Annotated in this window: 18 protein-coding genes; 12 read left to right on the top strand and 6 right to left on the bottom strand. The window is 66.2% G+C overall.

What is annotated here, in order from left to right; genetic code table 11:
• Positions 1–62: 62 nt before the first annotated feature.
• Positions 63–611, bottom strand: coding sequence for a hypothetical protein (locus ACEN9Q_RS02395; protein ID WP_495627239.1), 549 nt, complete (start codon positions 609–611; stop codon positions 63–65).
• A gap of 118 nt (positions 612–729) precedes the next feature.
• Positions 730–1,122: a VOC family protein gene (locus ACEN9Q_RS02400; protein ID WP_056438867.1), complete on the bottom strand. Its 393-nt coding sequence runs from the start codon at positions 1,120–1,122 to the stop codon at positions 730–732.
• 173 nt (positions 1,123–1,295) lie between these two features.
• Here ACEN9Q_RS02400 and ACEN9Q_RS02405 point away from each other — a divergent pair, with 173 nt between their 5' ends.
• From ACEN9Q_RS02405 to ACEN9Q_RS02450, 10 genes are all read left to right on the top strand, one after another.
• Entirely contained in the window at positions 1,296–2,729 is a 1,434-nt protein-coding gene (locus tag ACEN9Q_RS02405; RefSeq protein WP_056438870.1) for a UbiA family prenyltransferase, read from the top strand.
• Positions 2,723–4,018: an FAD-binding oxidoreductase gene (locus ACEN9Q_RS02410; RefSeq protein WP_495627240.1), complete on the top strand. Its 1,296-nt coding sequence runs from the start codon at positions 2,723–2,725 to the stop codon at positions 4,016–4,018. The genes ACEN9Q_RS02405 and ACEN9Q_RS02410 overlap by 7 nt, the downstream gene beginning before the upstream one ends.
• A gap of 1 nt (position 4,019) precedes the next feature.
• A complete protein-coding gene (locus tag ACEN9Q_RS02415) occupies positions 4,020–4,772 on the top strand; it encodes an SDR family NAD(P)-dependent oxidoreductase (protein ID WP_495627241.1) in 753 nt (250 codons plus the stop codon).
• A 12-nt stretch (positions 4,773–4,784) separates the two neighbouring features.
• Entirely contained in the window at positions 4,785–6,818 is a 2,034-nt protein-coding gene (locus tag ACEN9Q_RS02420; protein ID WP_495627242.1) for a hypothetical protein, read from the top strand.
• Positions 6,815–7,759, top strand: a complete 945-nt coding sequence (locus tag ACEN9Q_RS02425) for an NAD-dependent epimerase/dehydratase family protein (RefSeq protein WP_495627243.1) — start codon at positions 6,815–6,817, stop codon at positions 7,757–7,759. Before ACEN9Q_RS02420 ends, ACEN9Q_RS02425 begins: the two co-directional genes overlap by 4 nt.
• Positions 7,760–9,049, top strand: coding sequence for an NAD(P)/FAD-dependent oxidoreductase (locus ACEN9Q_RS02430; RefSeq protein ID WP_495627244.1), 1,290 nt, complete (start codon positions 7,760–7,762; stop codon positions 9,047–9,049). It begins immediately after the preceding gene.
• Entirely contained in the window at positions 9,046–9,447 is a 402-nt protein-coding gene (locus tag ACEN9Q_RS02435; RefSeq protein ID WP_495627245.1) for a GtrA family protein, read from the top strand. Before ACEN9Q_RS02430 ends, ACEN9Q_RS02435 begins: the two co-directional genes overlap by 4 nt.
• Positions 9,448–9,622: 175 nt before the next feature.
• On the top strand, positions 9,623–10,324 hold the full coding sequence (locus ACEN9Q_RS02440) for a MotA/TolQ/ExbB proton channel family protein (protein WP_157201765.1): 702 nt from the start codon (positions 9,623–9,625) through the stop codon (positions 10,322–10,324).
• Entirely contained in the window at positions 10,314–10,733 is a 420-nt protein-coding gene (locus tag ACEN9Q_RS02445; protein ID WP_056438890.1) for an ExbD/TolR family protein, read from the top strand. Before ACEN9Q_RS02440 ends, ACEN9Q_RS02445 begins: the two co-directional genes overlap by 11 nt.
• A gap of 2 nt (positions 10,734–10,735) precedes the next feature.
• Positions 10,736–12,127, top strand: coding sequence for a hypothetical protein (locus ACEN9Q_RS02450; protein WP_495627246.1), 1,392 nt, complete (start codon positions 10,736–10,738; stop codon positions 12,125–12,127).
• 23 nt (positions 12,128–12,150) lie between these two features.
• Here the strand turns inward: ACEN9Q_RS02450 and udk are convergent, their stop codons facing one another.
• From udk to rsxB, 3 genes are read right to left on the bottom strand one after another with little or no spacing between them, the layout of a single operon-like run.
• A complete protein-coding gene (gene udk / locus ACEN9Q_RS02455) occupies positions 12,151–12,828 on the bottom strand; it encodes a uridine kinase (RefSeq protein ID WP_495627247.1) in 678 nt (225 codons plus the stop codon).
• Positions 12,829–12,844: 16 nt separating this feature from the next.
• Positions 12,845–13,492: an endonuclease III gene (gene nth, locus ACEN9Q_RS02460; protein ID WP_495627248.1), complete on the bottom strand. Its 648-nt coding sequence runs from the start codon at positions 13,490–13,492 to the stop codon at positions 12,845–12,847.
• A gap of 6 nt (positions 13,493–13,498) precedes the next feature.
• Positions 13,499–14,197 (bottom strand): electron transport complex subunit RsxB, encoded by a 699-nt coding sequence (gene rsxB / locus ACEN9Q_RS02465; protein WP_056438901.1) that lies wholly within the window; start codon positions 14,195–14,197, stop codon positions 13,499–13,501.
• A gap of 180 nt (positions 14,198–14,377) precedes the next feature.
• Between rsxB and ACEN9Q_RS02470 the strand changes: the two genes are divergently transcribed.
• Positions 14,378–14,875 (top strand): RcnB family protein, encoded by a 498-nt coding sequence (locus ACEN9Q_RS02470; RefSeq protein ID WP_495627249.1) that lies wholly within the window; start codon positions 14,378–14,380, stop codon positions 14,873–14,875.
• Positions 14,876–15,138: 263 nt separating this feature from the next.
• Positions 15,139–15,561: a VOC family protein gene (locus tag ACEN9Q_RS02475; protein WP_056438907.1), complete on the top strand. Its 423-nt coding sequence runs from the start codon at positions 15,139–15,141 to the stop codon at positions 15,559–15,561.
• A gap of 74 nt (positions 15,562–15,635) precedes the next feature.
• Here ACEN9Q_RS02475 and ACEN9Q_RS02480 read toward each other — a convergent pair whose 3' ends face one another.
• A complete protein-coding gene (locus ACEN9Q_RS02480) occupies positions 15,636–16,871 on the bottom strand; it encodes a polyhydroxyalkanoate depolymerase (protein WP_495627250.1) in 1,236 nt (411 codons plus the stop codon).
• Positions 16,872–17,083 lie beyond the last annotated feature (212 nt).

The raw sequence follows: 17,083 nt of genomic DNA on the forward strand, positions 1-17,083 counted from the left end.
CCAGGGGCCTCAAACGAAACGTGCCCACGCGTGACGCTGCCCTGATCCCGCCTGGCCTGCGCTCAGTCGGCCTTGAGCACGGCAGCGTCGCCGACCATGATTTTTTCCTTGTCGGGACGGATGGTGATGCGCAGCGCGGCGACGTCGCGCTCGCCCAACGCGAACTTTTGCGCGACCTTCACGAATTCGCAGCCCGCCGGTGCGCCGGCCTGTGCGCCGGTCCAGGCCACGCTCCACGTGCCCTGGGCGTCCCGGCTTTCCACTTTGTCGAGATGTTGCAGGGCTTGCGGATTCAGCGCGATGCGGAAGGCGCCAGCACGGATGGATTCCTTGAACGTGAAGACAAACGCGTACGGCTGACCGGGGGCCGGCGCGGCATTCGTGGTGGCGAGCCACTGGCCCGCCGCGCCCCGGGCGTCGCCGAGCGTGCACTGGGCCGGCAGCGCCGCGAGCTTGGCTGTCAGTGCCTCGTTTTCCCGGCGCGCGTCCTCGATGGTCTTGCGGATGTCCGCGGGCGGTTTCTGGCCGCATGCCGACAGCGCGGCGCAGGTGCCGCCGAAGGCCAGCAGGATGGATGGGATGGCGCGGGCGCGCAGGGAAAACAGGGGCATGGTGTCTCCGCGGGTTGTTGAAAACTTGGCGCGACAGTAGCACGCCGCCCCCGGCCATAAATACGCGCATTGTCACCCGGATCGAACGCCCCCGGCCGGAGATGCATGGCGTGTTCCTTCAGGCCGGGTCGTGGCACACCACGCACAGCTTGTTGCCGTCCGGGTCGCGCAGATACGCGCCGTAATAATGCGCGTGGTAGTGAGGGCGCAGGCCCGGCGCGCCCTCGTCGCTGCCGCCGTGCGCCAGCGCGACGGCGTACGCCGCATCGACGGCCGTGCGGCCGGGGGCGAGGAGGGCGGCCATCTGGCCGTTGCCGGGTGCATGCGGCTGGCCGTCGTACGGGGCGCCGATCAGGAACAGGGGGCGCGCCTGGCCGGGAATCTGCCACCCGGCCCAGGGCCGCGCGCGGTCGCAGAAGCGCTCTTCCAGGCCCAGTGCCGCCATCAGCGGCGTGTAGAACGCGAGCGCCCGTTCAAAATCGACGACGCCGATGAAGACGTGGGAAAACATCGTGACCTCGTTGTCGAAAAAGATGACAAATCCTTACAATAAAAGCCCGGCGCGCGAGGATGAAATCAAGAAGCCGTTCATATTGCTCGGTTATAATACTGAACTTTTGCTATTAAGTATTTCACAGTGTTGGCGGTACTGCACAGTGCGCCAATCTCCTGCAGGACATCCAATTGAATACGGCTCCCCTCATCGTCGACCTGGACGGCACGCTGATCCATACCGACATGCTGCACGAATCCGCGCTGCGGGTATCGCGCGACCGTCCGCTGGACGTGTTGCGCATCCCGTTGTGGCTGCTGCAGGGCAAGGCCGTCCTCAAGAGCCGGCTGGCCAGCCGCAGCAGCTTCGACGCGTCGCTACTGCCGTATAACGAATCGCTGCTGGACTGGCTCAAGGAAGAACGCGCGGCGGGGCGCCGCATCGTGCTGTGCACCGCGTCCGACCGCACCATTGCGGATGCGGTGGCCAGCCACCTGGGCGTGTTCGACGACGTGCTGGCCAGCGACGGCGACGTCAACCTGGCCGGCGACCACAAGGCCGACGCGCTGGAGCGGCACTACGGCCACGGCAACTTCGACTACGTCGGCAATTCCAGCGCCGACCTGAAAGTGTGGCGCCGCGCGCGCCGCGCCATCGTCGTCAACGGCGCCCGCGGCCTCGCGCGCAAGGCGGCCGAGTTGTGCAGCGTCGAGCGCGAGTTCCCGCCGCAGAAGCGCGGCTTCACGGCCTGGCGCAAGGTGCTGCGCGTGCACCAGTGGATGAAGAACCTGCTGCTGTTCGTGCCGCTGCTGGCCGCGCACCGCGTGACCGATATCGACGGCTGGCTGACCCTCGTGCTGGCGTTCGTGTCGTTCAGCCTGTGCGCGTCGACCGTCTACATCGCCAACGACCTGCTCGACCTGGAGAGCGACCGCGCCCACCCGCGCAAGCGCCTGCGCCCGTTCGCGTCGGGCGCCGTGCCCGCGTGGCAGGGCGTGTTGCTGGCGCCCGTGCTGCTCGCCGTCAGCCTCGCGCTCGGGGCCATGGTCGGCGGCACGTTCCTGCCCTGGCTCCTGTTTTATTTCGTGCTGACGTGCGTGTACTCGTGGGGCCTGAAGCGGGTGATCCTCCTCGACTGCATCACGCTCGCGATGCTGTACACCTTGCGCATCACGGCCGGCGCGGCCGCGCTGTCGATGCCGCTGTCGTTCTGGCTGCTGGCGTTTTCCGTGTTCCTGTTCTTGTCGCTGGCCTTCGTCAAGCGCTACGCCGAGCTGCAGACGCAGGCGCTGTCCGGCAAGCAGAAGGTGCACGGCCGCGGTTATTACACCAGCGACGAGCCGCTCGTGCTGAACCTCGGCGTCACCGCCGGCTATGCGTCGGCCGTCGTGCTGGCGCTGTACCTGAACAGCGACGTGGTGCTGGAGCTGTACGCGCGTCCGGAAGCCGTGTGGGGCACCGTGCCCGTGCTGATCTTCTGGATCAGCTGGATCTGGATGCAGGCGCACCGCGGCCACATGCACGACGACCCCGTGGTGTTCGCCGTGAAGGACCGCGCCAGCCGGCTGGCCGGACTCGCGTTCGGCGCCGCGCTCGTCATCGGCGCGCTCGGGTGGCCATGGTAAGAGTCTCGTCGTGGGGCCGGCTGGACAGCCACGAACACGACCTGGTGCCGTTCTCCGACCGCGACCAGGCCGTGCGCGCCGTCGCCGGCGGCCGCGGCCTCGCGCAGGGCAATGCGCGCAGCTATGGCGATGTCTGCCTGAACCCGGACGGCCGCCTGTGGCGCATGACGGGCCTGGACCGCTTCATCGCCTTCGATCCCGCCAGCGGCCGCCTGCGCTGCGAAGCGGGCGTGCTGCTGCGCGACATCCAGCGCATGAGCGTCAATCACGGCTGGCTGCTGCCCGTGACGCCGGGCACGCAGATGATCACGGTCGGCGGCGCCATCGCCAACGACGTCCACGGCAAGAACCACCACGTGCTGGGTTCCTTCGGCGACCACGTGCTCGGCCTGCGCCTCGCGCGCACGGACGGCCGCGTCATCGATTGCGGCCCGGATCGCGAACCGGCCTGGTTCGCCGCGACCGTCGGCGGCATGGGCCTGACGGGCGTGATCGTCGAGGCCGAGCTGCAGCTGCGCAAGGTCGCCGGTCCCTGGCTCGTGACGGACACCGTCCCGTACCGCAACCTCGACGAATTCTTCGCGCTGGCCGACACGTCCGAGGCGGGCTGGGAGCAGACCGTGTCGTGGGTCGACTGCCTGTCCGGCATCGGCCGCGGCCTGTTCTTCCGCGCCAACCTGGCCGAGATCCCGGATCGCATCGCGCAGTCCGGACGCAAGCCGAAGCGCGTGCCATTCGTGCCGCCCGTGTCGCTCGTGAACGGTCTCTCGCTGCGCGCGTTCAACGAAGCCTACTTCCGCGCCAACACGTTCAAGGCCGGCTACGCGGTCGCGCACTTCGAAAACTACACCTACCCGCTCGACAACCTGCACGACTGGAACCGCATGTACGGTCCGCGCGGGTTCTACCAGTACCAGAGCGTGGTGCCGCGCGCGGTGGGACGCGCCGCCATCCAGGCGATGCTGGCGGCGATCAAGGCGTCGGGACAGGGTTCGTTCCTGGCCGTGCTGAAAACCTTCGGCGACCGCGCGAGCCGCGGCATGATGAGTTTTCCGCAGCCCGGCGTCACGCTGGCGCTGGACTTTCCCAACCGCGGCGCGCAAACCGCGGCCCTGTTCGAGCGCCTGGACGCCATCGTGCGCGACGCGGGCGGTCGCATCTACGCCGCCAAGGATGCGCGCATGCCGCGCGACCTGTTCGAGTCGGGCTACCCGCGCCTCGCCGAATTCTTGCAATACCGCGACCCGGGCATCAGCTCGGCCATGTCGCGCCGTCTGATAGGAAGCTGATATGCAGGACTCCCTCCAACGCATCGTGATCGTCGGTGCGACTTCTTCGATCGCCGAGCATTGCGCGCGCCTGTGGGCGACCCGGGGCCGTGTCGCGCTGACGCTGGTCGGGCGCGATGCGGGCCGGCTGGAACGCGTGGCCGCCGACCTGCGCGTGCGCAGCCCCGGCTCGAGCGTCACGGTCCGCACCGCCGACTTCTCCGACCCGCGCGCCATCCGTGCGCTGGCCGACGCCATCGTCACGGACGGCATGCCGCAGCAGGTGCTGATCGCACACGGCTCGCTGCCCGACCAGCAGCAATGCCAGCGCGACCTCGACGCCGCGTACGAAGCGCTCGACGTGAACGGCGTCTCGCCCGTGCTGTTCGCGGAAGCGTTCGCGGGCCACATGGAGCCGGTGGGCGGCGTCATCACGATCATCGGCTCCGTCGCGGGCGACCGCGGGCGCCGCTCGAACTACGTGTACGGCGCCGCCAAGGGCCTCGTCACGCGCTATGCGCAGGGCCTGCAGCACCGCCTGGCCGGCAGCGGCAGCGCGTTGAAGGTCGTGCTGGTCAAGCCGGGTCCGACGGCGACCCCGATGACGGCGCACCTGCCGCAGCGCGGCCTCGCGCCGGTCGAACAGGTGGCGCGCCTGATCGTGGATGGTTCTGCCGCCGGCAAGCCGGTGGTGTACGCGCCGGGCAAGTGGTTCGTGATCATGATGATCATCCGCCACCTGCCGGCGTTCGTGTTCAACAAAATGAATATTTGAGCGAGCAGGCATATGCTGGATACCCGAGAACTGCCGCGCAGCGGCACCCTGTCCATGTCCGCCGCGCGCGGTGCGCCGTCCTTGCTCACCTGGGCCGTGCTGTTCCTGCTGGTCGTCGCGGCGCTCGTCGCCTTCGAATGGCCCATGCTCCGTAACGTCAATTACGAAGTGAGCGACTTCGCCGCCAACAGCCTGCTGATCCAGGACGCCAAGCGGCTGCACCTCATCTACGGCAATTATTCGCGCGTGGGCTTCAATCATCCCGGCCCCGCGATCCTGTACGTGCTGGCGTTCGGCGAGCTGGTGTTCCACGACTGGCTGCACGTCGTGCCGTCGGCGTTTTCCGGCCAGCTGCTGGGCGGGATCCTGTACAACGCCGGCTGGATAGTGCTGGTGTGTGCGCTCGTGCGCCGCATCACCGGGACGCTGTTGCCGGCGCTGATGTTCACGGCGCTGCTCGTGCTGGGCGCAGCAAGCAGCGCCTATTCCATCATCAACGGCATCTGGTTCCCGCACCTGTACGTCTTCCCGTACGCGGCGATGGTCATCGCCATCGCGCCGCTCGTGTACGGCCGGACCGATACCTTGACGCCGCTCGCCGTGTCCAGCGGCTTCCTGATCAACGGGCACGCCTCGTTCATGCCGATGCTGGGCGTGATCCTGATCGTGGTGCTCGTCGCGAACGCCATCGTGGCGCGCCGCGACCGCGTGCACCGCATCCTGTCGCGCGCCTGGTTCGGCCGTCATCGCAGCGATGTCCTCATGGCTTGCGGCATCCTGTTCCTGTTCCTCGTTCCGCTCCTGATCGCCACGGTGACGGAATGGCCCGGGCCGTTGTGGGACTACATCAAGTTCGGCCGCGGCAACAAGGGCAACCCGCCGCTGGAGGCGCTGAAATTCGTCGGCATCTACTGGCGCCTCGGCCAGGCGTCGATGTGGGCACTGCTGGCCGTGCCGCTGTTCGCCGTGCTGCTGGCCAAGGACGCGAAGGCGGACGCGCGCCAGTCCGACTTCGTGCGCGGCACGCGCGCGCTCGCCATCGCTTTCGTGGCCGCGACGCTCGCCGTGCTGTACTACGCCAAGGTCGGCGTCGACGACCTGCACCAGGACTACGTCGCCGTCTTCTATTACGCGGTGCCCGCCATGTGCGTCGCCCTCGTCGTGCTGTACGCGTGCCGCCTCATGGGCAAGCGTGCCGGCAACATCGCCGCGGCCGTCCTCTCGGTGGCGGCGCTGGCCGGCACCGCGCACGTCGAGCGCGCGACGCCGATGTACGAGGTCTTCTACAACCAGCCCGGCGTCGTCGGCCTGTACGACCAGTTGCACGCGCTGCCCGGCGACGGGCGCATCGTGCTCGACCTGGACCCGGACATGCGCACGTGGGGCGTCGTCTGGGGCAATACGCTGGGGCTGCAGGCCTATGCGAAGCGCCAGCACGTGGACCTCGTGTGCATCAACGAAGGCTGGCACATCTCGAACACGCGCCCGGCCAGGTGCCGTCCCGAGGAAGTGGAGCACAATCGCCGTTACTACGTGCAGCAGGTCGATGCCCCCAACGTGGCGCGGGGTGAACCCGACATCGAAACGTTCGGGCTCGCGCTGTACCGCAAGGGCGCGCCGCCGCGGCCGTTCGCCTATCTCACCGTGAAGGATGCGCCCGACGCGTTCAGGCAAATCCTCGGCAAGGGATGGGGCACGATCGAGGGCGATTTCGTGTGGACGGACGGTCACGTGGCCGAGATCAACCTGCCGGCCGACCCCGCGCGCGGCCGCATGCTGACGCTGGACCTGGGCAGCTTCGTGCCGAACGGCGAAATCCGTCTGAGCGTGCAAGCCTTCGCGAACGGCAGGCCGGCGGGCACGGCGCACTTCAATTTCATCGAGATCCGCCACCGCTTCACGCTCGACCTCGGGCCCGAGCCGACGGCGCCCCAGCACATCGAACTCAAGATCGACAACCCGACTTCGCCGAAGCAGTTCGATCTCTCGCCGGACGCCCGCCTGCTCGGCCTGTCGCTGTACGGCATCAGGAAGGACAACCCATGACCGATTTGGACCGCAAGATCATCCTGCCCGGCGGCGCCGGGCTGGTCGGACAAAACCTGGTGGCCCGCCTCATGGCGCGCGGCTACCGCAACATCGTCGTGCTCGACAAGCACCGCGCCAACCTCGACGTGCTGCGCCGCGTGCAGCCCGACATCACCGTCGAATACGCCGACCTGGCCGAGCCGGGCGAGTGGTCGCGCCATTTCACCGACGGCGCCACCGTCGTCATGCTGCAGGCCCAGATCGGCGGCAACGACTGGCAGGACTTCGTGCGCAACAACGTCGACGCGACGCGCCACCAGCTCGACATCATCAAGACGCAGCCGAACACGCGCCTCGTCGCGATCAGCTCCTCGGTCGTCGTCTCGGTCGCCGACGATTTTTATACGCGCAGCAAGCGCGAGCAGGAAGCGATGGTGCTCGCGAGCGGCATCGCGTGTCCGGTGCTGCGGCCCACGCTGATGTTCGGCTGGTTCGACCGCAAGCACCTGGGCTGGCTGTCGCGCTTCATGAGCAAGGTGCCCGTGTTCCCGATCCCGGGCCACGGCCGCTACATGCGCCAGCCGTTGTACGTGGGGGATTTCTGCAACGTGATCATCGGCTGCATCGAGGACCCGTCCATCACGGGCGTCTACAACATCTCGGGCCACGAGGAAGTCGACTACATCGACATCATCCGCGAGATCAAGCGCGTGACCCGCGCGAAGACGCCCATCGTGAAGATCCCGTACGGCCTGTTCTACGCGCTGCTCTGGGTGTGGGGCAAGTTCGACAGCAACCCGCCGTTCACGACGCAGCAGCTGGCGGCGCTCGTCGCGCGCGACAGCTTCGAGGTGATCGACTGGCCCGGCATGTTCAAGGTGCGGAGCACCCCGTTCGCGCAGGCCATCGACGAAACCTTCAACGATCCGAAATACAGCAACGTCGTCCTGGAGTTCTGAATGAAGCAGCGTATTGCCGTCCTGGGGGCGGGGCCGATGGGCCTCGCCGTGGCTTACCAACTGGCGCGCGACGGCCACCAGCCCGTCGTCTACGAAGCGGACGACCGCGTGGGCGGCATGGCCGCGCACTTCGATTTTTCCGGTACGTCGATCGAGCGCTACTATCACTTCCACGCGATCTCCGACCACGCCTTTTTGAAGGTGCTGGACGAGCTGGGGCTGGCGGCGAAGATGCATTGGGTCGCGACGAAAATGGGTTACTGGTACCGCAACGAGGTGCAGGAATGGGGCAACCCGGTCGCGCTGCTCAAGTTCCGCGGCTTGAGCTTCGCCGCCAAGTTCCGCTACGGCCTGCACGCCTTCCTGTCGACCAAGCGCGACGACTGGAAGCCCCTCGACCACGTGGAGGCGAGCGGCTGGATCAAGCGCAACGTCGGCGCGGAAGCGTGGGAAGTGCTGTGGCGCCGCCTGTTCGATTACAAGTTCTACGACTACAGCGACAACCTGTCCGCCGCGTGGATCTGGAGCCGCATCCGCCGCATCGGCCGCTCGCGCTACAACCTGTTCAAGGAAAAGCTGGGCTATATGGACGGCGGTTCCGCGACGCTGCTCGAAGCGATGCGCGCCGACATCGAACGGCATGGCGGCGACCTGCGCCTCAAGACGCCGGCCACGAAGGTCGTCATCGAAGACGGCAAGGTGAAGGGCGTGGAGGCGGGCGGCCGGTTCGAGGCGTTCGACAAGGTGATCAGCACGATTCCGCTGCCGTACGTGCCGCGCGTGATGCCGGACCTGCCGCCCGCGACGCTCGATGCGTTCCGCTCCAAGAAGAACATCGCCGTCGTGTGCGTGATCGCGAAGCTGAAGAAGCCCGTGACGGAGAACTTCTGGCTCAACACGAACGACGAGGAGATGGACATTCCCGGTCTCGTCGAATACACGAACCTGCGGCCGATGGGCGACCAGCACATCGTCTACGTGCCGTTCTACATGCCGGGCGAGCATCCCAAGTTCGCGGAGCCGGACCAGGCCTTCCTCGACAAGGTCAAGCGCTACCTCATGAAGATCAACCCGGCGCTCACGGATGCCGATTTCGTCGACATGCGCGCGAGCCGCTACCGCTACGCGCAGCCGATCTGCGAGCCGGGCTACCTGGACCGCCTGCCGCCGGCCAAGCTGCCCGTGGGCGGGCTGTGGGTCGCGGATACGTCGTACTACTATCCGGAAGACCGCGGCATCTCCGAGAGCATCGATTTCGGCCGCAAGATGGCGCGCGAGGCGGGCGCGTGATCAGGAATTTCGCATCGCGCCAGTTCCTCGTCTTCCTGCTGACGGGAGGCTTTGCCGCGGCCGTCAACTTCGGCTCGCGCATCCTGTACAACCGCACGATGCCGTTTTCCAGTGCCGTCATCTGCGCGTACATCACGGGCATGATCACGGCGTTCGTGCTGGCGAAGCTGTTCGTGTTCCGCGAGAGCCGGCAGGCCACGCACCACGCGGCCGGCTGGTTCATCCTCGTGAACGTGGTGGCCGTCGCGCAGACGTGGGCGATCAGCATGCTGCTCGTGAACTGGGCGCTGCCCGCGCTGGGCGTCACGCTGTTCGCGCGCGAGATCGCGCACGGCGTCGGCGTCGTCGTGCCGGTGTTCACCAGCTATCTCGGGCACAAGCATTTCAGTTTTCGCTGAGCCATCCGCAATGGACGACCAAAGGCGCCGCGGGCGCCTTTTTCATGTAAATGGCATTTATGAATTCCACTAAATGGAAATAAATATTGCGCATCTGTAGTAAAAGCGTTGTTGAACGGTGAAGATACTGTGCTACATTGGCGCCTGATCCGTTGTTTCCACAGAAAGGAAAACGATGTCCAGATTGTCCCGCCTCGGCCCGTACGGTTTGTTGCTGCTTGCATCCCCGGCCCGGGCGCAGGGCCTGAACTTCGCCGCCGAACTGGCGCACGGCGGCCTGGGCATCGTCGCGATCGGCGCGCTGTCCGTGCTGGCGCTGGCCGTGACGCTCGAGCGGCTCGTCAACTTCCGGCTGGAGAAGGTGGCGCCGCCGGATCTGGCGGCCGAAGCGGAAACGCTGTGGCGCGCGGGGCGTTTCGACCAGCTGCGCGAGCGGGTGGCCGGCAGCGGCAGCAGCCTCGCGCGCATCCTCGACTGGATGGTCGAGCACCGGCACCTGCCGGCCGAAAAGCTGGCGGCGCGCGTGGCGGAGATGGCGGGCGTCGAATTGCGCCTGCAGCAGCAGAAGGCGTACGCGCTGAACGTGGTGGCGACGGTCGCGCCGATCGTCGGGCTGCTGGGCACCGTCGTCGGCATGATCGAATCGTTCCACGTCATCGCCTTCAACGGCATGGGCGATCCGACCCTGCTGGCAGGCGGCATCTCGAAGGCCCTCGTCAACACGGCGGCCGGGCTGTCGGTGGCGCTGCCGTCGCTGGCCATGCACCACGTTTTCCGCAACCGGATGGTCGGCATCGGCATCGCGCTGGAGCGCCAGCTGAACCGCGTGCTGGACGGCATGCCGGCGCGCACGCTGGAGGTGGTCCATGCGCATTGACCTCGGCGACGACGAGCAGCCCGAGATCGGCCTGATCGCGCTGATCGACTGCATCTTCTTCCTGCTGATGTTCTTCATGGCGGCGACGTCGTTCAAGCACCCGGACGGCAAGAAGCCCGAGAAGGACATGCACATCGTGCTGCCCACGTCGCAGGTCAGCCTCGACCGTGCCACGGCAGGCGCGGCGCCGCTGGCCATCGGCGTCGACGCCGAGGGTGCGCTCTACATCGACGGCAAGCAGGTGTCGACGCAAGCCCTGCACGACCTGCTCAAGCGCGAGGCGGCGCGTGATCCCGCGCGGCCGATCCGCATCGACGGCGACCAGGCCGCGCGCTACCAGGACATCGTGCACGTGCTCGATCTCTGCCAGTTCGAGGGATTGACCCGGGTCTCGATGCACACGCGCTGACGATGGCCTTCGACGACGCACCGACGTTCGCACCGGCGTTTGCCCCCATCCGGCGGCATCCGTTCCTGGTGGCGGCGCTGGTCCTGCATGCGGTGCCGCTCATCGCGCTCTACCACCTGGGCAGCCAGCGCATCGAGCTCGCCCAGCGCGAGCGGCAGCAACGGCAGGTCGAATCGGGCGCGCGGCTGACGGCCCAGGCCCGCCTCGAAAAGCGCGTGCACGACATGGAGCGGATCAAGTCCCTGCTCGAGCAAAGCGCGGCCGCGCAACCTGCCGCGGACAAGGACGACGACGTGCAGTTCAGCGCGCAGCCGAAGGCGCCGGAGGAATTGCTGAAACAGGCGAGGGAGCTGGCGCGCAAGATCGATGACATCGAGCGCGACACGAAGGCCGAACGGCTGGCGCAGCTGCTCGACATCCCGAAGGAAAAGGCACTGAAGCAGATCGCGGAAACGCCCAGGCCGGAAGCGCCGCCCGTCACGCCGCCGAAGGATGCCGCCGCAGCGGCCGCGCAGATCGAACAGCTCGAAGCGAAGGCGCGCGACGCGCTGGAACAGCGCCGCCAGCAACTGGAACAGCAGCAGAACGGCATGCAGGTCGCGGCCGGCGCGACAGGTGCGACGCAGGGCGGTATCAACAACAGCAAAGGTAAAGGCAACGGCAACGGCAACGGCAACGGCAACGGCCAGCCCGGACAAGGCATCGGCAGCGGGGCGCTGGAGCGGATCGTCGCGTTCGCGAATCCCGACATGCCGGATCGCGCGACGCAGGCCTACACCGGCCGCATGGGCGCCTTCTTCGGCGGTGGCGCCGCGCACGTTCCGACCGTCGACGCGGCGACCATGCTCAAGGGCGCGGGCACGATGATCGGCCCCGGCGGCACGTATGCGAACCGCGTCTGGGTCAACCGCTGGTACGTGATCGGTCCATTCGACGGGCGGCACGGCGAAGGGCTGTTTGCCAATTACCGCCATCCGCCCGAGCAGGGCGTCGTGCTGGACGCTGCATATCGCGGCAAGGGCGGACGCCTCGTCAAATGGGATTACGTCGACATGGCGCACTATCCCCTCGAACCGCCCGTGCACGCGGAAGACGCCGTGTATTACGGCTATACGGAGTTGATGCTCGACGCGGAGCAGGACCTGACGATCTGGGTCGGCGCGGACGACGATGCGCAACTGTGGCTCAACGACCGGCTGGTCTGGAAAGGCGGGAACGTCAACAAGGACTCGTTCTTCGGCCTGGTCTACGAGACGAAGAACACCTTTGTACGCGACTACAACCTGAACGAGGGCACGCGCGTGGTGCACTTCAGGAAGGGTCGCAACAAGCTGTTCTTCAAGCTGTCGAACGGGCCGACCCGGATCTTCTTTTCGCTGGTCCTCACGAAGTGAACGGCATCACCTCGGTCCACGCGTCAGGGGCGCCGCAACCGGCCGATGACGCTCGCGACCTTGGTGGTGATGATGTCGACGGCCGGGTCGTTCGCGCCGTGGGGCAAAATGACATCCGCGTGGCGCTTGGTCGGTTCGATGAATTGCTTGTGCATCGGCCGCACGGTGTCCAGGTACTGGCCGACGATGCTCTCCAGTGAACGGCCACGTTCGGCGATATCGCGCTGCATGCGCCGGATGAAGCGGACGTCGGGAGCGGTGTCGACGAAGATTTTCAGCGACATCATGTCGCGCAGGTCCGCGTCGTACAAGGCGAACAGGCCTTCGATCACGACGACCGGGGCCGGCTTGACCGGAATGGTGCGGGTGGAGCGGTTGTCGATCGTGAAGTCGTACTCCGGCATCGCGATCGTTTCGCCGTTGCGCAAGGCCTGGACGTGCCGTACCAGCAGCGGCCAGTCGAAGGCGTCGGGATGGTCGTAATTCTGCTTGCGGCGGACTTCGGGCGGAAGGTCGGATTGGTCGCGATAGTAGTCGTCCTGCATCACGACCGAGACCATGTCGGCGCCGAAGGAGGCCAGCACCTGTTGGGACACCGTCGACTTGCCGCTGCCGCTTCCGCCGGCGACGCCAATGACAAACGGAAGGAAAGAAATCTCGTTCATCCCCGGATGATACCGGAGACCTCCGCGGCCGGCCATGCTTGACGATCCGGCATCACGCGTCCTTCGGCGCCGGCGTCTTGTCCTTGTATTCGCACAGGTCGTTGATGATGCAGTTCCAGCACTTGGGCGTGCGCGCCACGCACGTGTAGCGGCCGTGCAGGATCAGCCAGTGGTGCGCGTCGTGCAGGAATTCCTTCGGCACGAATTTCAGCAGCTTCCGTTCGACCTCGTCGACGTTCTTCCCGGGCGCGATCTTCGTCCGGTTCGCGACGCGGAAGATGTGCGTGTCGACGGCCATCGTCGGTTCGCCGAACGCGGTGTTCAGCACGACGTTCGCCGTCTTGCGGCCCACGCCGGGCAGGGCCTCCAGCGCCTCGCGCGACTGCGGTACTTCGCCGCCGTACTGGTTCACGAGGATCTCGCACGTGGCGATGACGTTCTTCGCCTTGTTGTTGTACAGGCCGATCGTCGAGATGTATGTCTTGAGTTCGTCCAGGCCCAGGTCGAGGATCGCCTGCGGCGTGTTCGCGACCGGGTACAGGCGGCGCGTGGCCTTGTTGACGCCGACGTCCGTCGATTGCGCGGACAGCAGCACGGCGATCAGGAGTTCGAACGGCGTCGTGTATTCGAGCTCGGTGGTGGGATGCGGATTGGCGTTGCGGAAGCGCGTGAAGATCTCGAGGCGTTTGGCGGGATTCATCGGTGCTTATTCTTTGTTGTCCGGAGCGGGCGGCGTGGCGGCCTTCTGCTTCGCGCGCTCGATGGCGGCGGCGATGATCGCGCGCTTGCGTTCCTTTTCCGCCAGCTCTTCCGCCGTATTCGTCTCTTCCGCCGTCACGGCGCGCATCTTTTCGACGGCCTTGGCGGCCAGGCGCGCATCGTTCTCTTCCTTTTCGCGGCGCAGGCGCGCGCTGCGGAAGTCGTGGCGCGCACGGGCGGCGTCGGCCTGTTCCTGCGACCACGCGGCCCAGCCGGTGGGTTCGCCGGCCGGGTCGTCCGTGAGCGGGATCATGGCGATGCAGTCGACCGGGCAGGGCGCCACGCACAGGTCGCAGCCCGTGCACAGGCTCGGGATGATCGTGTGCATCTGCTTGGCCGCGCCGAGGATCGCGTCGACGGGGCACGCCTGGATGCACAAGGTGCAGCCGATGCACAGGCTTTCGTCGATGAAGGCGACGGGGCGCGGACGCTCGACGCCGTTGGCCGGGTTGATCGGAATGACGGGCCGCCCGGTGACCCGCGCCAGCCGCGCGACGCCTTCCATGCCGCCGGGCGGGCATTGGTTGATCCCGGCCTCGCCGCGCGCGATCGCTTCCGCATACGGGCGGCAGGCGGGATAGCCGCACTTGGTGCACTGGGTCTGCGGCAGCAGGTCTTCGATCTGGTCGGCGAGCGTCTTGGTCACGGCGATGCTGGTTCGAAACTGGATAAACCGACATTATCCGCTAAAAGCCCGAGCCAGTCGAAATGCCCCTCCGATGCCGGCGGTTAATCCAATTTGCATGGTTTCGTGCTGCAACGAACGGATGCAGGCTGAGTCCGGTGGTCTACTGGTGTCCAGGCAATGAACTACATGGAGGGTCTTATGAACAGGAAGCACCTCGCGATGTCCACGTTGCTGGCGGCGCTGCTGAGCGCGGCCGGCGCATCGAGCTTTGCCCAGGACCGTTATCACGGCGGCGACCGCGACGACAGCCGCCGTGGCGACGGACCGTACAGCCAGCGCGACCACGACCGCGGCGACCGCAGCGACCGGCACGGCAACGACCGCAGCGACTGGCGCGGCAACGATCGCCGCAATGACGACCGCCACGACGGCTACCAGGCCCGCGGCGGCGGCCGTTACGGCGACGAGGGTCATGGTGGCGACCGCCGTTGGGATGGTGCCGGACCCAACCACGACATCCGGCGCGGCGGCCATCTGCCGAGCCGCTACCGCAACCATCAATATGTCGTGGATAACTGGCGCGACCACAATCTGCGGCCGCCGCCACGGGGCTACCACTGGGTGCAGACGGGTGGCGATTACGTGCTGGCGGCCGTTGCCACCGGCATTATCGCGGACCTGATCATCAATCACTGACGCCGCGGGCTGCCTTGACGGCGGCCCCGGCAGGTGAATCGCCTGGCCGTTCCTGCCGACGCGGGAGCGGCTTTTGCGTCTTGAGCCCGGCAGCAATCTGCTTTAGACTTGACGCGCCATCAACAGAAGAAAGGAGGCCATCGTGAACCACGTATTCCTGCCGAGCGCAAGTAACGTAAGCGAGGCCCGACTTCCTTCCCGTCGATCGCAAGAAGGTCGCTCGGTGGGCCATCCACTTTCCATTCATGGATTCAACGACTTTCATGCAAGCGATTCCAACGATCTATTTTCCCGGCCTGTGCGCCGAAGCCCTGTCCTTTTATCGTGACATTCTCCACGCCGAGGTATTGTTCCAGCTGACGGCGGTGCCCGACGGTCCGCCGCAATACCTGCAACCCGGCAGCCCGGGCATGATCCTGCGTGCAGGATTGCGCGTCGGTTCCACCACCCTGTACCTGTCCGGCGCGGAGCATGCCGGCGACCTGGCCTTCCGCGGCTTTTCGGTGAGCCTGCAGTTGGCGAGCGCGGACGAGGCCGGCCGGGTGCTGCAGGCGCTGGGCGAGGGCGGCAATATCCGCGTGCCCTTGCGCGCGACGACATTGGCCGAGCACTATGGCGTCGTCATCGACCGGTTCGGACTGCATTGGACCATCGAGGCGGGCGGCACGTACGCCCGCGCCGCCTGACCTGCCGGCGCCTGGCGCCGCAATGAAAAATGCCGCGGTTTCGGCCGCGGCATTTTTATGGGTGCAGGCAACGCTCAGGCGTTCTTGCGGATGAACTCGCCGATCATCGGGCAGATGATTTCGCGCCAGCGGCGGCCGGAGAAGATGCCGTAGTGGCCGCACTTCGGTGCCGTGAACGTCTGCTGCTTGTCGGCCGGGATGCCGCTGCACAGCTCGTGTGCGGCGTGGGTCTGGCCGGCGCCGGAAATGTCGTCCAGCTCGCCTTCGATGGTGAACAGCGCGACGTTCTTGATGTCCTGCGGACGCACGAGTTGGCCGCCCACTTCCCACGTGCCCTTGGGCAGGCGGAATTCCTGGAATACCGTTTTGATCGTTTCCAGATAATACTCGGCCGGCATGTCGAGGACGGCGTTGTACTCGTCGTAGAACTTGCGGTGCGCTTCCGCCGAATCGTCGTCGCCGCGCATCAGGTGCTGGTAGAACTCGCGGTGGCTCTGGGCGTGGCGGCCCGGGTTCATGGCGATGAAGCCGGCGTGCTGCAGGAAGCCAGGATAGACCTTGCGGCCGAAGCCCGGGTAATTGCCCGGCACGGCATAGATCACCGTGTTCTCGAACCACGAGAACGGTTTTTCGATGGCCAGGTCGTTGACGGCCGTCGGGGATTTGCGCGGGTCGATCGGACCGCCCATCATGACCATCGTCTTGGGCAGTTTCGCGTCCTTGTTCGTCGCCATCAGCGAGATCGCGGCCAGCACGGGCACGGTCGGCTGGCAGACGGAGATCACGTGGACGTCCGGGCCCAGGTGGCGGATGAAATCCTGGACATAATAGATGTAGTCGTCCAGGTGGAACGGGCCGTCCGACATCGGCACCATGCGCGCGTCGACCCAGTCGGTGATGTAGACATCCTGGCCGGGCAGCAGCGCGCGGACGGTGTCGCGCAGCAGCGTCGAATGGTGGCCGGACAGCGGGGCCACGACGAGCACCGTCGGCTGTTCGAGCGCGGCGAAGTCGCCGTCGTTCATGTCCTTCTTGAAGTGCAGCAGCTTGCAGAACGGCTTGCTGACGACCGCGCGTTCAACGATGCCGACCGTCTTCCCGTCGATGATGGTCGAGTTCAGGCCGAAAGCAGGTTTATCGTAGTCCTTGCCGAGGCGGTACATCAGCTCGTAGCCGGCAGCGATACGCTGCGAGAACGGGGTGTGCGCGAACGGTGACACCGGATTCGAAAACAGTTTGGCAGAGGCATCGGCCCACTGCATCAGCGGGTTCAGGAAGGAGCGTTGCATTTCGTGCAGTTGGTAAAGCATAATTTTTTCCTTCGTGACTCTGTGCGCACCTGAAATCGATTGCGCAACGTGTTCGATCAATTATAGGCTCATTCGGCTTGGCGCGGGGCAACATCGAGCCTGAGTCGAAATCAGTTATTACTGCATTGCACCATTAGTATCACATTGTCCGGACCCGGTTCGTTAAGTGCACTACATAAGAAAAATGCCCCGCACGGGCGGGGCATTTTCGT

The organism is Massilia sp. Masssp93, assembly GCF_059491295.1.

Excerpts from the sequence above, each read along its gene's own strand:
- ACEN9Q_RS02425 (WP_495627243.1), top strand. The coding sequence starts at position 6,815 with ATGACCGATTTGGACCGCAAGATCATCCTGCCCGGCGGCGCCGGGCTG.
- ACEN9Q_RS02475 (WP_056438907.1), top strand. The coding sequence starts at position 15,139 with ATGCAAGCGATTCCAACGATCTATTTTCCCGGCCTGTGCGCCGAAGCC.
- nth (WP_495627248.1), bottom strand. The coding sequence starts at position 13,492 with ATGAATCCCGCCAAACGCCTCGAGATCTTCACGCGCTTCCGCAACGCC.
- udk (WP_495627247.1), bottom strand. The coding sequence starts at position 12,828 with ATGGCCGGCCGCGGAGGTCTCCGGTATCATCCGGGGATGAACGAGATT.
- ACEN9Q_RS02440 (WP_157201765.1), top strand. The coding sequence starts at position 9,623 with ATGTCCAGATTGTCCCGCCTCGGCCCGTACGGTTTGTTGCTGCTTGCA.
- ACEN9Q_RS02480 (WP_495627250.1), bottom strand. The coding sequence starts at position 16,871 with ATGCTTTACCAACTGCACGAAATGCAACGCTCCTTCCTGAACCCGCTG.
- ACEN9Q_RS02415 (WP_495627241.1), top strand. The coding sequence starts at position 4,020 with ATGCAGGACTCCCTCCAACGCATCGTGATCGTCGGTGCGACTTCTTCG.
- ACEN9Q_RS02445 (WP_056438890.1), top strand. The coding sequence starts at position 10,314 with ATGCGCATTGACCTCGGCGACGACGAGCAGCCCGAGATCGGCCTGATC.
- ACEN9Q_RS02470 (WP_495627249.1), top strand. The coding sequence starts at position 14,378 with ATGAACAGGAAGCACCTCGCGATGTCCACGTTGCTGGCGGCGCTGCTG.
- ACEN9Q_RS02395 (WP_495627239.1), bottom strand. The coding sequence starts at position 611 with ATGCCCCTGTTTTCCCTGCGCGCCCGCGCCATCCCATCCATCCTGCTG.
- ACEN9Q_RS02410 (WP_495627240.1), top strand. The coding sequence starts at position 2,723 with ATGGTAAGAGTCTCGTCGTGGGGCCGGCTGGACAGCCACGAACACGAC.
- ACEN9Q_RS02420 (WP_495627242.1), top strand. The coding sequence starts at position 4,785 with ATGCTGGATACCCGAGAACTGCCGCGCAGCGGCACCCTGTCCATGTCC.
- ACEN9Q_RS02430 (WP_495627244.1), top strand. The coding sequence starts at position 7,760 with ATGAAGCAGCGTATTGCCGTCCTGGGGGCGGGGCCGATGGGCCTCGCC.
- ACEN9Q_RS02400 (WP_056438867.1), bottom strand. The coding sequence starts at position 1,122 with ATGTTTTCCCACGTCTTCATCGGCGTCGTCGATTTTGAACGGGCGCTC.
- ACEN9Q_RS02450 (WP_495627246.1), top strand. The coding sequence starts at position 10,736 with ATGGCCTTCGACGACGCACCGACGTTCGCACCGGCGTTTGCCCCCATC.